Annotated in this window: 16 protein-coding genes; 7 read left to right on the top strand and 9 right to left on the bottom strand. The window is 69.8% G+C overall.

The window, feature by feature from the left end:
- Positions 1-56: 56 nt before the first annotated feature.
- Positions 57-347: a DUF2530 domain-containing protein gene (locus OG842_RS17425; protein WP_328512317.1), complete on the bottom strand. Its 291-nt coding sequence runs from the start codon at positions 345-347 to the stop codon at positions 57-59.
- 210 nt (positions 348-557) lie between these two features.
- On the opposite strand from OG842_RS17425, the gene OG842_RS17420 reads away from it, so the two are divergent.
- Entirely contained in the window at positions 558-2012 is a 1455-nt protein-coding gene (locus tag OG842_RS17420; RefSeq protein WP_266730700.1) for an NCS2 family permease, read from the top strand.
- Here OG842_RS17420 and OG842_RS17415 read toward each other — a convergent pair.
- Positions 2005-2220 (bottom strand): ribbon-helix-helix protein, CopG family, encoded by a 216-nt coding sequence (locus OG842_RS17415; RefSeq protein ID WP_072485765.1) that lies wholly within the window; start codon positions 2218-2220, stop codon positions 2005-2007. The two genes, OG842_RS17420 and OG842_RS17415, sit on opposite strands and share 8 nt — an antisense overlap.
- Positions 2221-2365: 145 nt before the next feature.
- Between OG842_RS17415 and OG842_RS17410 the strand changes: the two genes are divergently transcribed.
- Both OG842_RS17410 and OG842_RS17405 read left to right on the top strand, forming a co-directional pair.
- Positions 2366-2806 carry a MarR family winged helix-turn-helix transcriptional regulator gene (locus OG842_RS17410; RefSeq protein WP_072485764.1) on the top strand — a complete coding sequence of 147 codons (441 nt, stop codon included), beginning with the start codon at positions 2366-2368 and terminating at the stop codon, positions 2804-2806.
- A 95-nt stretch (positions 2807-2901) separates the two neighbouring features.
- On the top strand, positions 2902-4236 hold the full coding sequence (locus OG842_RS17405; RefSeq protein ID WP_328512316.1) for an MFS transporter: 1335 nt from the start codon (positions 2902-2904) through the stop codon (positions 4234-4236).
- Between the two features lie 74 nt (positions 4237-4310).
- On the opposite strand, the gene OG842_RS17400 is transcribed toward OG842_RS17405, so the two are convergent.
- A complete protein-coding gene (locus OG842_RS17400; protein ID WP_328512315.1) occupies positions 4311-4895 on the bottom strand; it encodes a Uma2 family endonuclease in 585 nt (194 codons plus the stop codon).
- Positions 4896-4995: 100 nt separating this feature from the next.
- Between OG842_RS17400 and thpR the strand changes: the two genes are divergently transcribed.
- Positions 4996-5571 (top strand): RNA 2',3'-cyclic phosphodiesterase, encoded by a 576-nt coding sequence (gene thpR / locus OG842_RS17395; protein WP_266730694.1) that lies wholly within the window; start codon positions 4996-4998, stop codon positions 5569-5571.
- 154 nt (positions 5572-5725) lie between these two features.
- Here thpR and OG842_RS17390 read toward each other — a convergent pair whose 3' ends face one another.
- Positions 5726-6502: an alpha/beta fold hydrolase gene (locus OG842_RS17390; protein WP_266733648.1), complete on the bottom strand. Its 777-nt coding sequence runs from the start codon at positions 6500-6502 to the stop codon at positions 5726-5728.
- Positions 6503-6635: 133 nt separating this feature from the next.
- Here OG842_RS17390 and OG842_RS17385 point away from each other — a divergent pair, with 133 nt between their 5' ends.
- The gene (locus tag OG842_RS17385) at positions 6636-7163 is read left to right on the top strand and encodes a PadR family transcriptional regulator (protein WP_266730693.1); all 528 of its coding nucleotides are present in this window, start codon (positions 6636-6638) and stop codon (positions 7161-7163) included.
- Positions 7164-7247: 84 nt separating this feature from the next.
- On the opposite strand, the gene OG842_RS17380 is transcribed toward OG842_RS17385, so the two are convergent.
- Positions 7248-8243 carry an aldo/keto reductase gene (locus OG842_RS17380; protein ID WP_328512314.1) on the bottom strand — a complete coding sequence of 332 codons (996 nt, stop codon included), beginning with the start codon at positions 8241-8243 and terminating at the stop codon, positions 7248-7250.
- Between the two features lie 96 nt (positions 8244-8339).
- Positions 8340-10412 carry a peptidoglycan recognition protein family protein gene (locus tag OG842_RS17375; protein WP_266733646.1) on the bottom strand — a complete coding sequence of 691 codons (2073 nt, stop codon included), beginning with the start codon at positions 10410-10412 and terminating at the stop codon, positions 8340-8342.
- Between the two features lie 424 nt (positions 10413-10836).
- Here OG842_RS17375 and OG842_RS17370 point away from each other — a divergent pair, with 424 nt between their 5' ends.
- Entirely contained in the window at positions 10837-11340 is a 504-nt protein-coding gene (locus OG842_RS17370) for a hypothetical protein (protein ID WP_266730689.1), read from the top strand.
- Between the two features lie 129 nt (positions 11341-11469).
- Positions 11470-13458: a serine/threonine-protein kinase gene (locus OG842_RS17365; protein WP_328512313.1), complete on the top strand. Its 1989-nt coding sequence runs from the start codon at positions 11470-11472 to the stop codon at positions 13456-13458.
- Positions 13459-13479: 21 nt separating this feature from the next.
- On the opposite strand, the gene OG842_RS17360 is transcribed toward OG842_RS17365, so the two are convergent.
- From OG842_RS17360 to OG842_RS17350, 3 genes are all read right to left on the bottom strand, one after another.
- The gene (locus OG842_RS17360; protein WP_328512312.1) at positions 13480-13851 is read right to left on the bottom strand and encodes a hypothetical protein; all 372 of its coding nucleotides are present in this window, start codon (positions 13849-13851) and stop codon (positions 13480-13482) included.
- A 122-nt stretch (positions 13852-13973) separates the two neighbouring features.
- Positions 13974-14252: a type II toxin-antitoxin system RelE family toxin gene (locus OG842_RS17355; protein ID WP_266730686.1), complete on the bottom strand. Its 279-nt coding sequence runs from the start codon at positions 14250-14252 to the stop codon at positions 13974-13976.
- A 4-nt stretch (positions 14253-14256) separates the two neighbouring features.
- Positions 14257-14511 carry a type II toxin-antitoxin system Phd/YefM family antitoxin gene (locus tag OG842_RS17350; protein ID WP_328512311.1) on the bottom strand — a complete coding sequence of 85 codons (255 nt, stop codon included), beginning with the start codon at positions 14509-14511 and terminating at the stop codon, positions 14257-14259.
- Between the last annotated feature and the right edge of the window lie 74 nt (positions 14512-14585).

The raw sequence follows: 14585 nt of genomic DNA, 5'->3' as shown, positions 1-14585 counted from the left end.
TGTGGTGCCACTCGGCCGGTGACGGACCCTAAGGGCTGTCCAGGGCTGTTGGGCCCTCAGGTGGTGGCGCCCTTCGCGGTGTCACCCGGAGCCTCGGCGGCGGCAGCGGCCGCCCGCTTGATCGCGGCGTCACGCCCCCGTACGTACCAGATGCCGATCAGGCCGAGCCCCGCACCGGCGAGACAGGTCCACACCCACCACAGGTGGCCATGGTCGTCGAACCAGTTGTAGAACGGGAGCTGGACCAGGAAGAGGACGAACCAGAGGATCGTGCCGCCGGTGATGGTGGCGACGACGGGCCCCTCCAGGGGCTCGGGTGCCTCGTGCTTGGGTGTCCACTTCGCCATGACCTCAGTGTATGGGGCCCTTGTACGGCCCCGTGAGGACGGCGGTCCCGAAGCCTGCGCCGCCCAGGCGGCCCAAGGGTCTACGCGCGGAGATAGCGATCTTCGTCTTATGTATTCATACTGAATCTGCTTAAGACTGACTCGAATTATTCGTGTAAAAGTCCAAAGCTGACCACTTTCTTCCCCCTCTACGTACGACTGAGGTCATACATGTCCCCCTCGGCCACCGCTCCGGTCGACGCCGAGCAGCCCCCGGCTTCCCAGCCGCAGGGCCGCCTGGATCGTTTCTTCAAGATCTCCGAGCGGGGGTCGTCGATCGCACGCGAAATCCGTGGCGGATTCGCCACGTTCTTCGCGATGGCGTACATCATCGTGCTGAACCCGATCATCCTCGGCAGCGCGCACGACATCAATGATCACTACCTCAACCATGGCCAGCTGGTCACGGCGACCGTGATCACGGCGGCGTTCTCCACGCTCCTCATGGGTGTCATCGGCAACGTGCCGATCGCACTGGCCGCCGGTCTCGGCGTCAACACCGTCGTCGCGCTCCAGCTCGCCCCCCGGATGACCTGGCCCGACGCGATGGGCATGGTCGTCCTCGCGGGCATCGTGGTGATGCTGATGGTCGCGACGGGCCTGCGGGAACGCGTGATGCACGCCGTGCCGATGTCGCTCCGCAAGGGCATCGCGATCGGTATCGGCCTCTTCATCCTGCTGATCGGCCTGGTCGACTCGGGCTTCGTCTCCCGCATCAAGGACAAGGCGGAGACCACTGTCCCGCTCCAGCTCGGCAGCGACGGCCACCTCAACGGCTGGCCCGTCCTCATCTTCGTCATCGGTGTGCTGCTCACCCTGGCGCTGATCGTCCGCAAGGTGCCGGGCGCGATCCTGATCTCCATCGTGGCGATGACGGTCCTCGCGCTGATCGTCAACGCGGTCGCGGACCTGCCGGACGGCGCCTGGGGGCTGACCGTCCCGAAGTGGCCGGGCAACCCGGTCGCGACCCCGGACTTCGGGCTGCTGGGCCATGTCAGTCTGTTCGGAGGCTTCCAGAAGGTCGGCGTCCTGACCGGCATCCTGTTCGTCTTCACCGTGCTGCTGTCCTGCTTCTTCGACGCGATGGGCACCATCCTCGGCGTCGGCGACGAGGCGAAGCTGACGGACAAGGACGGCAACTTCCCCGGCATCAACAAGGTGCTGTTCGTGGACGGCATCGCAGTCGCCGCGGGCGGTGCGAGCTCCGCCTCGGCGGGCACCTGCTTCGTGGAGTCCACGGCGGGTGTCGGCGAGGGCGCCCGCACCGGCTTCGCGAGCATCGTGACGGGCCTGCTGTTCACGGTGGCGCTGTTCCTGACGCCGCTGGCGACCATGGTCCCGTCGCAGGCGGCCACCCCCGCGCTGCTGGCGGTGGGCTTCCTGATCATCTCGGGCTCGGTGCGGGACATCGACTGGAACGACTACACGCTCGCCATCCCGGCCTTCCTGGCCATGGTGATGATGCCGTTCACGTACTCGATCACCAACGGCATCGGCATCGGCTTCATCGCCTTCTCCGTGCTGCGGGTGGCCGCCGGGCGCTGGCGCGAGGTTCCGGTGCCCATGTACGTGGTGTCGGCCGTCTTCGTCTTCTACTACGCGATGCCGGCCCTCGGCCTCACGTGACCTCTTCGGCCCTGATCCCAGCGGTCCCTTCCGGGCCGTAGAACCTCTCCGTCTCGTCGACGGCCGCCTTGAAGCGCTCGTCGAAATCATCGCGAATGAGCGTCCGGACCACATAGTCCTGGACGCTCATTCCGCGTTTGGCGGCATGCTGCCGGAGCCGGTCGAGCAGCTCACCGTCTATCCGCAGGCTGAGCACAGTCGATCCCATGGCAAGCAGGGTTACGGCCCACCGGGTCGTTTCGCGTTACTTTCCGGAGCCGACTCACTCGTTCGGGTGATCGATTGGGCGAAGCGCCACTTGCCCGTGTAACACGAATGGTCTTTAGGGCGACTAATGAGTTACGCTAATAAACATGCCTGACCTGATCCACGACGGCGACAGTGCGGCCGCCGTGAGCTCCCTTCGCTCCGCCGTGATGCTGCTCAGCCGGCGCCTCAAGCACCAGCGCGTCGACGAGTCGCTGAGCCCCACCGAGATGTCGGTGCTCGGCACGCTCGCCAGGTGCGGCTCGGCCACGCCGGGCGAGCTGGCCCGCAAGGAGCATGTGCAGCCTCCGTCGATGACCCGCATCGTCGCGCTGCTGGAAGCTAAGGGGCTGGTCAGACTGGAACCGCACCCCGATGACCGTCGCCAGAAGGTGGTCAGCCAGACCGAGCAGGCCGAGGCCATGCTCGAAGAGAGCCGCTCCAAGCGGAACGCCTGGCTGACCGCCCTCGCCGAGGGCCTGGACGAGGACGAGTGGGAGACGCTGCGCAAGGCGGCACCCGTGCTGGAGAAGCTCGCCCACCTGTAGCGGAACGGGCCGCACCGGACCACAGCCGGCGCACCGCCCGCACCGCCGCACCCCGTCAGTCAGCGAAACGTATACGCCCGAGGAGGCGAACCCTTTTGAGTACGGGATCCGGAGCAGACTCCGCCCCCGCACCGACTTCCACCCACGAGAGCAAGCCCGGCGGGACCTTCTCGTCGCTGAAGATCCGTAACTACCGCCTGTTCGCCACGGGCGCCGTGATCTCCAACACCGGTACCTGGATGTCCCGCATCACGCAGGACTGGCTCGTCCTGAGCCTCACCGGGTCCGCCGCCGCCGTCGGTATCACCACGGCCCTCCAGTTCCTCCCCATGCTTCTGTTCGGCCTCTACGGCGGCGTCATCGCGGACCGCCTCCCGAAGCGGAAGCTGCTCCTCGTCAGCCAGGCGGCGCTCGGCCTCTGCGGGATCGCCCTCGCGGTGCTCACGCTCTCCGGTGTCGTCCAGGTGTGGCACGTCTACCTCATCGCGTTCCTGCTCGGCATGGTGACGGTGGTCGACAACCCGGCCCGCCAGTCCTTCGTGTCCGAGATGGTCGGACCCGCCCAGCTGCGCAACGCGGTCAGCCTCAACTCGGCGAACTTCCAGTCCGCCCGGCTCATCGGCCCGGCCGTCGCCGGTGTCCTGATCACCACGGTCGGCAGCGGCTGGGCCTTCATGTTCAACGGCCTGTCCTTCGCCGCCCCGCTCATCGGCCTGCTGATGATGCGTACGAGCGAGCTGCACAAGACCACCGTCGTGCCCCGCGCCAAGGGCCAGCTGCGGGAGGGCCTGCGTTACGTCTCCGGCCGCCCCGAGCTGATCTGGCCGATCGTCCTGGTCGGCTTCGTCGGCACGTTCGGGTTCAACTTCCCGATCTGGCTGACGGCCTTCGCGGACGAGATCTTCCACGGCGGCGCCGGGATGTACTCCTTCTTCAACATCCTCATGGCGGCCGGCTCCCTCGCCGGCGCCCTGCTCGCCGCCCGCCGCCGCTCCTCCCGGCTGCGGATGCTGGTGGCCGCGGGAACGGCGTTCGGTCTGCTGGAGATCATCGCGTCCCTGTCGCCGTCCGTCTGGCTCTTCGCGATCCTGCTGGTCCCGATCGGCATGATCGGCCTGACGACCAACATCAGCGCGAACACGAGCGTCCAGATGGCCGCCGACCCGGCCATGCGCGGCCGGGTCATGAGCCTGTACATGATGGTCTTCGCCGGCGGTACGCCGGTGGGCGCCCCGATCGTCGGCTGGATCAGCGACGCCTACGGGGTCCGTACGGGCATGGCGGTCGGTGGCGCGTTCTCGCTGGTGGCCGCACTCGGCGTCGGCTTCATGCTGGCCCGCGTGGGCGGCCTGCGCCTCCGCGTGGACCTGCGCCCCGGCCGCCCGCACGTCCGGTTCGTCCCCCGGGAGGAGCTGGCCGCGGCGGCGTGAACGCCGTCCGGCAAGGACCATGGCACGGTCCCGACCGGTGAGCACCGGCCGGGGCCGCCGTGTGTCCGGTGGCGTCAGTCGCGGGGGAAGTCGGCGGTCTCCAGGGTGAGGCCCACGACGGTCGAGGTGAGGTCGACCGGGGTGCCGAAGTCGAGGCTGAGCACGCTGCGGTACTCGTCCTCCTTCGGAAGCGTGTGGAGGTGCCACGTGCCGGTGTACGGGTCGACGATGAGGTACACGGGTACACCGGCGGTGGCGTAGGTGGCCTTCTTCGATCCGTATTCGTTGGCGGCGGTGCTCTTCGAGATCACCTCGGCCACGAACTCGATGTCCTGGTAGTGGCACTGGCCGTCGGCGTCCTCGGTGGCACCTTCGGTCAGTGCAACGACATCGGAGGCGAAGCCGTTGAGCAGGCCCGGGAAGTCAATGCGCACATCGGACAGCAAGCGCTCGCGGGGGTACCTTGCGCGCAACTGCTCGATGATGTCGAGAATGATCCGCCAGTGTGTGCGCCGTTGCGGCGACATGTAGATGATCCCCTCGACGATCTCGACCTTGAATCCCTCGGGGGCGGGCTCGAGCCACTCGAACATCATGTCCAGAGTGCGCTTGTCGCTGCTGTCGGCCATGTCGATCCTGTCGGTCTCTACGACGGTCACCGTGGCGCTCCTCCCCGCTGCCGCGCGGGCGCGGGCAGCCGCGCAGTACAACGATACGTACGGAGGCCTGGACACGCCGGTACGGTGCGACACTCGGCGCATGAGCCGTCTCAGACTCTTCGTCGCCGTGCTGCCGCCCGCCCCCGCCGTCGAGGAACTGCGCCGCGCCGTCGCCCCGCTGCACGCGTTGCCCGAGGCCGAGCGGCTTCGCTGGACCGGGGTGTCCGGCTGGCACTTCACGCTGGCGTTTCTCGGGCCCGTTGACGAGGAGCTGCTGCCCGAGCTGGAGGAGCGCCTCGCACGGGCCGCCCGCCGCACCGAGCCCTTCCCGCTCCGCATCCACGGCGCCGGCCGGTTCGGCGGGCGGGCCCTGTGGGTGGGGGCCGCGGGCGCACTCGACACGCTGCGGCTGCTCGCCGAGCGCGCGGACGCCGCCGCCCGCCGCTCCGGCATCCCGATGGACCAGCACCGCGCCTACCACCCCCACCTCACCCTCGCCCGCAGCCGCCGCGCCGACGTCGACCTGCGGCCCTGCGTCGAGGCGCTCGGAAGCTTCGAGGGCACCGGGTGGGAGGTCGGTGAGGTGGCCCTCGTGCAGAGCAATCTGCCGGACTCCGGGGTGCCGGGCGAGCGGCCGAGGTACGAGGTGGTCGCATCCTGGTCGCTGGGGCACTGAGACCTGCGGTTAGGCTCGAAGGGTGGATCCGAAGACCAGAAACCGCATCATGGCGGCCGTGCTCGTGCTGATGTTCGTCGTCGTCGCCGTGGCGGCCGCCGTCGGGGCGTGACCCGGCCGACCCGTTCGCGCACCCCCTCCGCGCGTCCCCTCCTCAGGCCGCGAGGGCCCGCGCGGTCTCCTCGGCGAACGCCTGCGGGTTGTCCAGCATGATGTTGTGCCCGCAGTTCGGGACCGCCACGACCCGCACCCCGTGCCCGACGAGCCTCTCCTCGCCCGGCAGCGGGCCGTCGGCCGACGGGCGCAGGAACGTGCGCGGGATCTTCAGCTCCAGCAGGAGTTCCCGCATCGTCGGCGTCGTCCCGGCGGCGAGGTGCACCGCGCTGCGGTGCAGCGCCTCGTGGCCCGCCAGGCGCATGGTCGCCCACCAGTGCGGCCCCACCCGCTCGCGCACCTCGGAGCGGCCGTACGACAGGAACTCCTCCTCCGAGTAGGCCGCGATGCCGCTGCTGCCCGGCCGGGCGGGGCCGGGAGCGACCGGGTCCAGATTGGCGTCGACCAGGACCAGCCGGGCCACCAGGTGCGGATGGCGCGCCGCGAGCACAATGGCCACCGCCCCGCCCATGCTGTGCGCGATCACGTCCGCGCCGTACGCCCCGGCCGCCTCCAGCGCCGCGGCCACCGCGTCGGCGTGCTCCTCCAGCGTGTAGCCGAACTCCGTGGGGCGGTCGCTGATCCCGAAGCCGAGCAGGTCCATGAGCAGCGAGCGGCTGTCCGCCAGCAGCGGATGGGCGGCGCTCGCGGTGAAGTACGGGCCGGACGAGGCCCCGAGTCCGTGCAGGTAGACCCGGGTCCGTGAACTTCCGGACGGGCCGGGGAGCTCCACCCACCTGATACGTGCGCCGCCGTCGGTCACCCGGGCGTTGTGCATGTCGTCCTCCTCCTCGTCGGCGCTGCGGCCATCGCCACCGCCACCACCATCGCCATCGCCGTCACTGCCGTTAAGCATCGGGGAGACTATACATAGATGTCGATGTATAAAGTACGTCGGAGAGGATACGCACATGCTGGAACTGGCCATCCTTGGATTTCTGTACGAGCAACCGCTGCACGGCTACGAGCTGAAGCGCCGGGTCGCCCACCTCACCGGACACGTCCGCCCCATCGCCGACGGCACGCTGTACCCGGCGATCAAGCGCCTGGAGCGCGCCGGATGGCTGGAGCGCCGCACCGAGCCCGGCAGCAGGGCCGCCCCCCGGCACACCCTCACCCTGACCGGCGCGGGGCGCGAGGAGCTGCGGCGCCGGCTGCGGGAGGCCGACGAGGTGGACATCAGCGACGAGAACCGCTGGTTCACCGTCCTCGCCTTTCTGCGCCACCTCTCGTCCCCGGCCGAGCAGGCGGACGTACTGCGGCGCAGGCTCGCGTTCCTGGAGGAGCCGAGCAGCTTCTTCTACGAGGGGGAACGGCCGCTGGGCGCCGAGTCGTTCGACGACCCGTTCCGGCGCGGGCTGCTGAGGATCGCCCGCGCGACCAGCGAGGCGGAGCTGGACTGGCTGGCGGCGACCCTGAAGGAACTGGACGCGTCCTGAACCGGGTACGGAAACGGGCCGCCGCCCGCCCCGCCGGAGGCGGGGACGGCGGCGGCCCGTCGGAGGGGCCTCACGAGGAGGCCCTCACCAGGCGAACGCCTCCGGCGAAGGCCCCGGACCCGGGAAGATCTCGTCCAGCGAAGCCAGCAGCTCCGCCGGGAGGTCGAGCTCCAGCGCCCGCAGCGCCGAGTCCAGCTGCTCCTGGTTGCGCGGCCCGACGATCGGCCCCGTCACCCCCGGCCGGGTGAGCAGCCAGGCCAGGCCGACCTCGCCCGGCTCCAGACCGTGCTTGTCGATCAGGTCCTCGTACGCCTGGATCTTCGCGCGCTGCGCCGCGTCCTTCAGCGCGTCCGCGCTGCGGCCCGAGGCCGAGCGTCCGGCCGTGCCCTCGCGCTCCTTCTTCAGCACACCGCCCAGCAGCCCGCCGTGCAGCGGGGACCACGGGATGACGCCGAGGCCGTACTCCTGCGCGGCCGGAATGACCTCCATCTCGGCACGGCGCTCGATCAGGTTGTAGATGCACTGCTCGCTGACCAGGCCCAGCGAGCCCCGCCGGGCGGCCAGTTCATTGGCCTGGGCGATCTTGTAACCGGCGAAGTTCGACGAACCGGCGTACAGGATCTTGCCCTGCTGCACCAGGACGTCGATCGCCTGCCAGAACTCCTCGAAGGGGGTGTTCCGGTCGACGTGGTGGAACTGGTAGAGGTCGATGTAGTCCGTCTGGAGCCGCTTCAGCGAAGCGTCGACGGAGCGCCGGATGTTCACGGCCGAGAGCTTGTCGTGGTTGGGCCAGGCCTCGCCGTCGGCGCCCATGTTCCCGTACATCTTGGTGGCCAGGACCACCTTGTCGCGGCGTTCGCCGCCCTTGGCGAACCAGGTGCCGATGATCTCCTCGGTGCGGCCCTTGTTCTCGCCCCAGCCGTACACGTTCGCGGTGTCGAAGAAGTTCAGTCCCGTGTCCAGCGCCGCGTCCATGATGGCGTGGCTGTCCACCTCGTTGGTCTGCGGGCCGAAGTTCATGGTGCCGAGGACGAGACGGCTGACCTTGAGCCCGGTGCGTCCGAGCTGTGTGTACTCCATGGGGATCAAGCCAACGCCTTCGAGTCCGCTCGAAGCAAGGGTGGCCGTACGGGACTGCCCCCGGAGAAGGAGCCGGGGGCAGTCCCGTGGTGCGGGCTACTTCAGGTACACGATGCCGTCCGTGGTGACCGTCGGCCGGCCCGAGGTGGCGACCACGACGATCTTGACGGTGTGCTTGGCACTGGACGACCAGCTCTTCGTCCACAGCGCGTCGCGGTACTTGGTGGTGCTGGACTTCAGATCCACCGTGGACACCTTCACCCCGTCCACATAGACGTACGCCTGGCCGGAGGTGGTCGCCCGGGACGCCACCAGGCCGATCGAGCGGCCGGTGAACGTCCAGCTCAGCGAGGCACCCTTCGACGAGCTGGAGTACGACTTGCCGCCGAGGTAGCTCGACGAGGACCGCGTCGTCCACGTACCGGACTTCGTTGCCGAGCTCTCCTGCACGATGACCGGCGTACCGGCGACCGAGGCGGTGGCGGTGTTGCCCGCCTGGTCGTACGCCTTCATGGACCAGGTGGTCGACACGCCGGACTTGGCGGTGTGCGAGGCGCTGGTGGTCGTCGGGCCGTAGGTCCTGGCCACCGGTGCGGTGAGCCGGACCTCCTTGAGCGAAGCGGCGTCGGTGGCCTTCCACTTCAGGGTGAGCGGGACGGCCGTGGTGTTGACCGTGCCGGTGCGCAGCGCCAGGTTCGGCTTGGTGGAGAACGTGGGCGCCGTCTGCTCGGCGACCACGGTGGCCGCCGCCGACGTGGTGACCTTGCCCGACTGGTGGGTGGCGCGGACCTGCACCTGGTGGGTGCCGACGGCGAGGGTGGCCGGCGCGGAGGTGGCGGTGCCCGCGGTGGTGGCCACGGACTTGCCGTCGACCAGCAGCTCGTACTTGGAGATGAACGCGCTCGGGGTGCTCGCCGACCAGCCCACGGTGATCGCGGACCTGGTGTAGTACGTCGTGCCCGAGAGCCCGGCGCCGGTCACCGACTTGACGGCCAGCCCGGTGACGGGGCCCGCGGCGAGATCACGGATCGACTTCAGCTGCCCGTACAGCATGTTGCCGGGGCACTGGGTGTTGAAGCCGTCGCGGTGCCCGGAGATCTGCTTGAAGGAGTACTTCGTACCGGCGGTGAACTTCGTGCCGAAGTAGTTGCTGCCGGTGGCACCCGCGGTGAGCGTGGTGCTGCCCGCCGGGTCACCCTTGTACTGGCCGAGCTTCCACGCGGCGACCCGGGCCACCGCCGTGGTCACCGCGCTGGGCGCGTTCGCGTCCGTGTAGGTGCCGATGACCGCGATGCCGGCCGACTCCCGGTTGAAACCGTAGGTGTGCGCACCGAACACCGGCCGGTCCACACCGCCCTTACGGCCCTCGAAGACCGTCCCGCACTTGTCGACCAGGAAGTTGTAGCCGATGTCCTTCCACTTCTCGCTCAGGACGTGGTACGCGTACAGGCTGCGCACCACCGCCGCGGAGTCGGCGCAGGAGTAGGTGTTGCTCCCCGCGGTGTGGTGGACGAACACGGCCTTGACGCCGTCCAGGTACTCCGGCGCCTCCGGGCTGATCGACTCGTCGGCGCCCCAGCCGGCCCGCGAGACGATCGGCGGCTTCGGCACGGTCGACGGCGGCGCGGGCGGCAGGGTCTCGGCCGGGGAGGAGCTCGGCGACGCCGAGGGGCTCGGGCTCGCCGGGGGAGTGGGCTCCTCGGTGGCCGGTGCGGACGGGGCCGGCGACTCCGGTTCGGACGGCGTGGGCTCGGCAGGCGTTTCCGTGCCGTCGCCCGGCGCGGCCGGGTCGGACGGGACCGGCTCCACCGGGTCGGTGGCGGGCGTGGCCGACGGGTCCTCGGCGGGCAGGTCGGCCGCGAAGGCGGCCGGTTCCGCGGCGGTCGAGCCGCCCCGGCCCGGGTCCACGGTGTCCAGCCGCAGCCCCGCGGGCAGCTTGGCGGAGACCTTGCCGCCCGCGTTGATCCGTACCTCCACACCGTTGGAGGGCCCCACCCAGCGGGGCTCGGTGCTTCCTCGTACGCCGGCCCGGCCGGTCTCCGTGCGCCCGTCCAGGTCGGTTTCGAGCGGCACCCAGGACGTCCAGTTCCCGCTGGCCGCGGACTTGGTGCGGACCTCCACGGCTCCGGTGACCTTGGCCGCCGGGTCGGTCCAGGTGATGCCCAGCATGCTGAACGGTGCGGTGTCCCGCTTGCCCAGGACGGCGGACGTGCCGTCGTCGCCGACCTTCAGCGAGGTGGCGCGCACATCGGCCTTCGGCGGGCCGGACTTGGCGTCGGTGTCCACCGAGGAGTTGCCCGTCACCCCCTCGAAGACCAGGACACCGGCGACGGCCGAGGTCGCCACGGCGGCCGTGACCCAGATTCTTCGCTTCGAGAAGGGCTGATCGGTGATTCTGCGCTTCGATCTCAAGTCGTACCCCAAGGATCGTCTTCGATGTTCGTTCCATGAACCGCCGGGGCAGGCGACGGCACAGGTCACAGGTGACCGGTGGGGGGTACGAGTACCGGCGCGCGCATACAGCGGAAGCTCAGCTTCCCATGCCCGTACGACAGCCCGGCACCGCCCCCGGGCCAGGCGTAGCCTGCTTGCCGTGATCTCTGTGCCGCGCGTTCTTGCCGTACTCGACGAGCTGCTCCGCGAAGCGACCCCCGACCGGCGCGGGGCCCTGTGGCAACTGGCCGAACAGGGCCGTGAATTGGACGCCAACCTGGTACGCCTTCCGCCCGGCGGCGAGGTCGGTGAGCACCAGGAGGACGTACTGGACGTCCTCCTGGTCGTCGTCGCGGGCGACGGCCGGATCGACGCCGGGGACGTTTCGCTGGAGTTGACTCCGACCACCGTCGCCTGGCTGCCCCGCACCTCCCGCCGCGCCCTCGCGGCCGGTCCGGACGGCCTCACCTACCTGACCGTCCACCGCCGCCGCCCCGGCCTCACCATCAGGTCCGCGGCCCCGGCCGCCCCCGCCCTCTCGTACGAAGGGGGCGAGGCGCCCTGCATGCTGGACCTGGTCTGCCCGGGGTGCGGCCGGCTCTCGCCGGACCCGGAACCGGTGTTCTGCAGCCGGTGCGGGGAGCGGTTCACGGACGGAGGATGAGCGCGGCCGACGGGGGCGGCGGCGGTCCGGAAGGCGCCTCGAAGTGACCGAATCACAAGTGCTGCGAGCCGCTTCGGGGTATGACCGAGCGTCTAGTCTGTTGCCTCCATGTAGTCCACAGGGGGTCGCATGCACAGCGAGGGTACGGCCGGTCGCGATTCGGACCGCGGGCAGTCGTGGCCGGAGACCGAGCCTGCGTCGGAGCCGTCCCGGTCGCCGGAACGGGCGGCGGCCCCCGCGCCGCACCATGTGATCGACGGACGTTACGAGTTGCTGCACAGCCTCGGGCGCGGTGGCATGGGCGAGGTCTGGGAGGCCCTGGACACCCGCCTGGACCGGCACGTCGCGGTGAAGGGGCTGCTCGGCCGGGACGCCGTCGGGGCGGCCACGCAGGAGCAGATGATGCAGCGGGCCCGGCGGGAGGCCGCGGCCATCGCCAAGATCAAGCATCCCAACGTGGTGGCGGTGCACGACCGGGTCGAGTCCGGCAACCAGGTCTGGATCGTGATGGACCTGCTCGACGCGCGTTCGCTGGCGGACCTGATGCGCGCCGAGCATCGGCTGCCGGTGCGGCGGACGGCCGCGATCGGCCTCCAGGTGCTGAGCGGGCTGCGGGCGGTCCACGAGGCACGGGTGGTCCACCGCGATGTGAAGCCGGCCAACATCCTGTTCGCCAAGGAGGACTTCGCGATCCTGGCGGACTTCGGGATCGCGACCTTCGCCGGTGCCGCCCCGCTCACGAGGGCCGGTGAGCTCATCGGCACGTTCAAGTACCTGGCGCCCGAGCTGCTCGCCCAGACGGCGCAGGAGAGCACCGCGACACCCGCCTCCGACCTGTGGTCGCTGGGCGTCACGCTGTACGAGATGGTCGAGGGCAGGCACCCCTTCGACCGGCCGAACGAGTACGAGGTCCTGGTCGCCGCCTGCCAGTCCGACCCCCTGCCGATGGAACACGGCGGGGACCTGGCCGAGGTCGTGGGCCGGCTGATGCACAAGGATCCGCGCCGCCGGCTGAGCGCCGGGAGCGCGGAGGAGATGCTCCGGAAGATCCTCCACGACTCCGCCGCGAAGCCCGACCCCGTGCCGGTACCCGTCCCCGCCCCTGTCCCCGCCCCGGTACCCGCCCCCGCACCCGAGCCCGTTCCCGTACCCCCTCAGGCATCGCCCGCGCCGCCCCGGCGGCCGAAGAAGGGCGTCCCGGGATGGCAGAAGCTCTCGGCGGTCGCGGTGTGCGCGGCGTTGGTGGCCGGTCTCGGATGGTTCGCCGTGGAGCGGATGCAGGGGGACGGTACGTCGGAGGCGGGCAGCCGTCCGCGCGGCGGCTCCCGGGCCGCCCCGTACATCAAGACGCACCCGGTCCTGAAGGTGGGCGTCAAGGCCGATCAGCCCGGACTGAGCGAGAAGACCAGGAACGGCACGTACCGCGGGTACGAGATCGACGTGGCCTATGCCATCGCGCGAGACATGGGCTACAGCCGCGACCGGGTCACCTTCGAGCCCGTGAGCAGCGAGAACCGGAGCACGATACTGCAGAAGGGCGATGTGGATCTGGTCATCGCCACCTACAGCATCACGGAGGAGCGCAAGCACGCGAAGGCGCCCGACTACAGCGTCGCGTTCGCCGGGCCGTACTACGTGGCCAGCCGGAGCTTCATGGTCCGCAGGAAGGCGAAGGCGGGGGCGATCGACGACTCCAGGATGCTGCGGAACAAGCAGTTCGAAGTGTGTACCGCCAGGAGCTCGACGTACGAGTCATGGCTGCCCAAGGCGGGCTACAACATGACGGAGTCGCTGCCGAACGGCTACGACCGTTGCGTGCGCGACCTGTTGGACCCGACGTCGTCGGTCTACGCGGTGAGTACGGACGACGTCATCCTCGCCGGCTTCGTCAAGGACAAGCCCGCCGAGCTGAAGCGGCTGGACAGCGGTCCGGGCGCGGAGGGCTACGGCGTCGCGATGAAGCCGGACGAGAAGGGGCTGAAGGGGGAGGTGTGTTCGGCACTGAAGAAGATCATGACCGACGGTGTCTGGGAGCAGCTGTACGCCGACCACCTCGCCCCGCTGCTGAACCGGAAGAGCCCGCCGAACAAGCCGAAGCTGGCGGAATGCCCGTCCTGACGCCCTGATCCACGGACCGGCTCAGCGGTCGACCGCCCACGCCGCGTCGGCCGGGGGCCGGCCGGTGGCGAGGATGTGGCGGACGATCCGAAGGGCCTCGGCGAGCGGCACGGTGTCCGCGTCGGGGTACTCGTCGGCCTGCCCGTTCGAGAGGACGAACCCGTCGCTCCAGTCCTCCGCCCCGGGATCCGTGGCGTGCTCGCCCGGGTCGCCGGGGTGATCGAGCAGCATCACCATCGCCCGCTCGGCGTTGCTCACGACGAACAGCGTCCGCCCCGACGAACTCTCCAGCAGCGATTCGAGCTTCCCGCCCGCGATCCTCGCCCGGAGCGCCTCCGCCACCGAGCCGGCGGACACGGCGACGGTGTCACCGGCAAGGCTCCACGACTCCACAGCCCCGACCGTCCCCGTCTCCGTCCCGTCTCCGGCTCCGCCGGATCCGCCATGTGCGGGACGATGCCACACCGCGGCCCGGGGCGCGGTCCGCGGTGTCCTTCGAGGGCCGTCGGCTGCTGCTACCGACCGCGGTAGACCTCGCGGCGGTGTCCGACCGTCAGTACCCAGAGGATCAGCCGGCCGTCCTCGATCGTGTAGACGGCGCGGTAGTCGCCGATTCTCAGCTGCCGGCGATCGGAATGACCCTGGAGCACCTTCATGTCGAAGGCCGTGGTGTCGCCTGCGTCCAGCGCTTTCTGAAGCTCGCTGAGCCGGATGAGGATGCGCAGCGCGTCCTGGCGGGGAATTTTCAGCAGGTCCCGTTGTGCGTGCGAGGTGAATCGCGCGACGTGTCCCATGCGGTCAGGGCACCGATCGGAGGAGTGCGGCCATTTCCTCCATGGAGGCCGAACCGTCCAGACCCTCGGACTCGGCTTCGTCGGCCAGTCGGTTCAGCCACTCGTCCTCTTGCTGTTCGGCGGCCTGCTTCAGGCGCAGGTACTCGTCGATATCGACCAGCACGGCTTCGCGCCTGCCACGGCGCGTGATGATCGTCGGGGTGTCGTCCCGGCGTGCACGGTCTATGGCATCGGCGAGGTGACGGCGAACCTCCGCCATGGATTCGATGACAGGCTCACTCGTGTTGCGAATGTATACATCTGTTACGCGACGGATAGGCGCAAGCGCGTCGG

The sequence above is a fragment of the Streptomyces sp. NBC_00376 genome (assembly GCF_036077095.1).
GTDB lineage: Bacteria > Actinomycetota > Actinomycetes > Streptomycetales > Streptomycetaceae > Streptomyces.
Note: the sequence above shows the minus strand (reverse complement) of the source record. Positions and strands in the feature narration are given on the sequence as shown.

What these genes read in the sequence shown, in the direction of transcription:
- OG842_RS17390 (WP_266733648.1), bottom strand. Translation starts at nt 6,502, where the DNA reads ATGCACAACGCCCGGGTGACCGACGGCGGCGCACGTATCAGGTGGGTG.
- OG842_RS17415 (WP_072485765.1), bottom strand. Translation starts at nt 2,220, where the DNA reads ATGGGATCGACTGTGCTCAGCCTGCGGATAGACGGTGAGCTGCTCGAC.
- thpR (WP_266730694.1), top strand. Translation starts at nt 4,996, where the DNA reads ATGAGCCGTCTCAGACTCTTCGTCGCCGTGCTGCCGCCCGCCCCCGCC.
- OG842_RS17355 (WP_266730686.1), bottom strand. Translation starts at nt 14,252, where the DNA reads ATGGGACACGTCGCGCGATTCACCTCGCACGCACAACGGGACCTGCTG.
- OG842_RS17420 (WP_266730700.1), top strand. Translation starts at nt 558, where the DNA reads ATGTCCCCCTCGGCCACCGCTCCGGTCGACGCCGAGCAGCCCCCGGCT.
- OG842_RS17385 (WP_266730693.1), top strand. Translation starts at nt 6,636, where the DNA reads ATGCTGGAACTGGCCATCCTTGGATTTCTGTACGAGCAACCGCTGCAC.
- OG842_RS17380 (WP_328512314.1), bottom strand. Translation starts at nt 8,243, where the DNA reads ATGGAGTACACACAGCTCGGACGCACCGGGCTCAAGGTCAGCCGTCTC.
- OG842_RS17375 (WP_266733646.1), bottom strand. Translation starts at nt 10,412, where the DNA reads ATGCTGGGCATCACCTGGACCGACCCGGCGGCCAAGGTCACCGGAGCC.
- OG842_RS17365 (WP_328512313.1), top strand. Translation starts at nt 11,470, where the DNA reads ATGCACAGCGAGGGTACGGCCGGTCGCGATTCGGACCGCGGGCAGTCG.
- OG842_RS17350 (WP_328512311.1), bottom strand. Translation starts at nt 14,511, where the DNA reads ATGGCGGAGGTTCGCCGTCACCTCGCCGATGCCATAGACCGTGCACGC.
- OG842_RS17425 (WP_328512317.1), bottom strand. Translation starts at nt 347, where the DNA reads ATGGCGAAGTGGACACCCAAGCACGAGGCACCCGAGCCCCTGGAGGGG.
- OG842_RS17410 (WP_072485764.1), top strand. Translation starts at nt 2,366, where the DNA reads ATGCCTGACCTGATCCACGACGGCGACAGTGCGGCCGCCGTGAGCTCC.